Origin of the sequence: Finegoldia magna, from assembly GCF_018371055.1 — a bacterium.
Lineage (GTDB): Bacteria > Bacillota > Clostridia > Tissierellales > Peptoniphilaceae > Finegoldia > Finegoldia magna_I.
Genome location: NZ_JAGYZD010000217.1, coordinates 1 through 2,784 on the forward strand (window position 1 = coordinate 1; position 2,784 = coordinate 2,784).

3 protein-coding genes are annotated in these 2,784 nt (G+C 29.5%); all 3 read right to left on the reverse strand.

All coding sequences use genetic code 11. The features are described from left to right. On the reverse strand, positions 1–553 hold a 553-nt coding region (locus KHW44_RS08160; protein ID WP_304068268.1), incomplete at its 3' end, for a leucine-rich repeat domain-containing protein. Then, on the reverse strand, positions 550–807 hold the full coding sequence (locus tag KHW44_RS08165) for a hypothetical protein (protein WP_004837916.1): 258 nt from the start codon (positions 805–807) through the stop codon (positions 550–552). The genes KHW44_RS08160 and KHW44_RS08165, both read right to left, overlap by 4 nt. A 20-nt stretch (positions 808–827) precedes the next feature. Further along, the coding region (locus KHW44_RS08170; RefSeq protein WP_304068273.1) for a C40 family peptidase at positions 828–2,784 on the reverse strand (1,957 nt) is incomplete at its 5' end.

Genomic DNA, 2,784 nt, shown 5'->3' on the forward strand with positions numbered 1-2,784 from the left:
AAAAAGCATACTGTTCAATTGTCTTCACAGACTTCGGTATAGTTATTTCTTGAAGGTTATTTCTTTCAAAAGCATTATGTTCAATATTTACCAAAGTATCAGGTAAAGTCACTTCTCTAAGTCCACAATTAAAAAATGCTAAACCACCAAGATAAGTTAGCCTATTTGATAGTTTTACCTCGTCTATACTTGCATCGTAAAAGGCAGCATAGCCTAAATGCTTAACAGAATCAGGAATAATTACTTTATCCCAATGTTTGCCACGTCCAAATTCTCTTTTATATCTAAGTTCATCGTTTAAATGACTTAAAGAATAATTTCCATTTATAGATTTTGTTCCTTCAGGAAATACTAGAACATTTGTCTTTTCTTTCTTTTCTAAGCCCTTATCACTAAAGGCAATTATATTTCCCTCAGAGGAATACATAAAATCATCTTCCGTCCACTCTACCTTATAATCTGTACTTGCATATACAGGACTTACAGCCACTATATTCACTAGACTTACAAGTAGCATTATCACAGCTAAAATTCCACTTGTTATTTTTTTCATAAATTTTCCTCACTTTCATTTGTATCTTTTCTTTTAAGTTCTTGTCTTTCTCTATTTTCTTCTTCCTTATTTTTTCTAACAATAAATAAAAATTCATCAAGAGATATTTTTTGACTTCGAAATTCCTTGATGACCTCTAAATTTTCTATTTCTTCTTGTTCCTCTACTAATAACTGAAGTTCTATTTCAATTTCTTCTTTTTTCTTTCTTAAATTCTTCTGTTTTTCTATGTTTCTGATTAATTTTTTATTCATAGATTTTTACTCCTTCCCCCTTATTTTGGTCTACCAAAGGAATAAAAGTGATTTTTCCAATATCTTGAGTTTATACTGGTATATTGGATAGGATCTCCTGCATGGAGCATCATTCCATTTCCGGCATATATCCCTACGTGAGAAATTGGCGTACCGGAATTATATGTGCCTTTAAAGAAAATAATATCCCCAGGTTTTGCCTCGCTTGGAGATATTGGATTACAATAGTTTTTATAAATAAGCCAAGCTGTAGTTCTTGGCATTCTCTTTACACCAGACTTTGTAAATGACCAACATACAAAACCTGAACAGTCAAAGTTAGATGGTCCACTTGCTCCAAACACATATCTTTTACCTATATGTTTTTCTGCTTCATTAAATAAGGCTTTGGCAGTTTCAGAATCAAAAGCAAGACCGGGATTTCCAAAGTTTGGATTGTCTATAATCTCTCCCAAGTTCCCATAGCTTGATCCAAAATATCCACTCATATTTCCCTGACTATCAAGTAATGCTAAATAATGAGCCATATTTGTTTCATAGTTTGCAAATTCTTCTCTTGCTATTTCATCAATACTTTTCTTTTTTATAGTTAATGTTAGAATTCTATAGGTGTATGGATTTCCTTCACTGTCATATTTTGTAATAGACTTTGAAGTATATTTTTTCTCATACATTTGATTAAATAGCTTTTTTAATTCCTTTTGTATCTCTTCAGCTGACTTAATCTCTCCATATCTTGCTGTTAAATAGCTAAAAAGCTCGTGTAGGTCATGACCAACAGAATCTCCTTTTATATGATATTCATCATAATTTGGATAATTTTCTTTAATACTATCTATTTCATCTTGTAAGGCATATTCATAACTTGTAAATTCATTGTTAATATCCATTAAAACTTCTTCTTTTGATAGATAGCTTGTAGCTATAACATTACTTGTTAATCCTGAAGTAAGACTGCCAACATTGCTAATTCCTTGAAATAGCATAAAAAAAAGTCCTAAAATACAAAGGGCAATTAAAATTTGCTTATATCCTTTGTTTTTTAAAGCTTCCAATGTTTTCTTTCCAATATTAGCGAAAGATTTCTTTACTCTATTTACTAAACCTTCCCCGTGTTTCTTCCCAAAATCTCTCTGAAACTTCTTTTTCATAAAAAATCGATTCAGTTTATTAGAGTTTTGATAAGCTTTAGTCTTCTTCAATTCTTCAAAATTTCTTTGAAATAGAAGTTTACTTTCTTTCTTATAAATTTTTCCTTCTAAAGATTTTATTTTTCTTTGAGTTTTTAAAGGTTTTTTTCTTCTAAAATGGCTAATTTCTCTACCTACAACTTCGGTAGTTCTACTAAGCTTATAAGCAGCGTTAACACCTGCATTATCATCTTTCCCACTATATAGATAGTTTGCCGTCATAGCACTCGCAAAAGTAATAGGTTTTTCTAAACCCGCTTTTTTTGACTTTTTCTTATACTTAATTAACTCTTTTTCTTTTTTATTCTTTTTCTCATATAGTTTTGATATTTTATCTTCCTTTTTATAAAACTTATCTTTTTCACTTTTGTTATCTTTTTTAGAATGGAATTTAGTTTTATTTTTTGTATCTACCTTATTTTCTTCAGATACATTTTTAGAATCCTGTACTTCTTTTTTTGTCCTGGTGTATTCTTTCTTTGGATCAAAGTTGCTTTTCTTTATAGTATTATCAAAAGCGTCTTTTATTTGTCTTTTCTTTCCCTTGTTTTTATTAGAAATTCCACTATGATTTAAATCAAGTTCATCTACTTCAAGATTCTCATTTTTTATTACGTTTTTTTCCTGTTTGAAGATTTCTTTTTTCGTGCCTATTTTTTCTTGATTCTTTTTATTTATATTATATTTATCTTTATTTTTTTCAGATTCACTTTTGAATCCTTCAGATAGGCTATCCTGTCTAAATTTCCCACTAGAAACCTTACCCATTAGCATATCTTTTTCTTCT

What these genes read in the sequence shown, in the direction of transcription:
- KHW44_RS08165 (WP_004837916.1), bottom strand. Translation starts at nt 807, where the DNA reads ATGAATAAAAAATTAATCAGAAACATAGAAAAACAGAAGAATTTAAGA.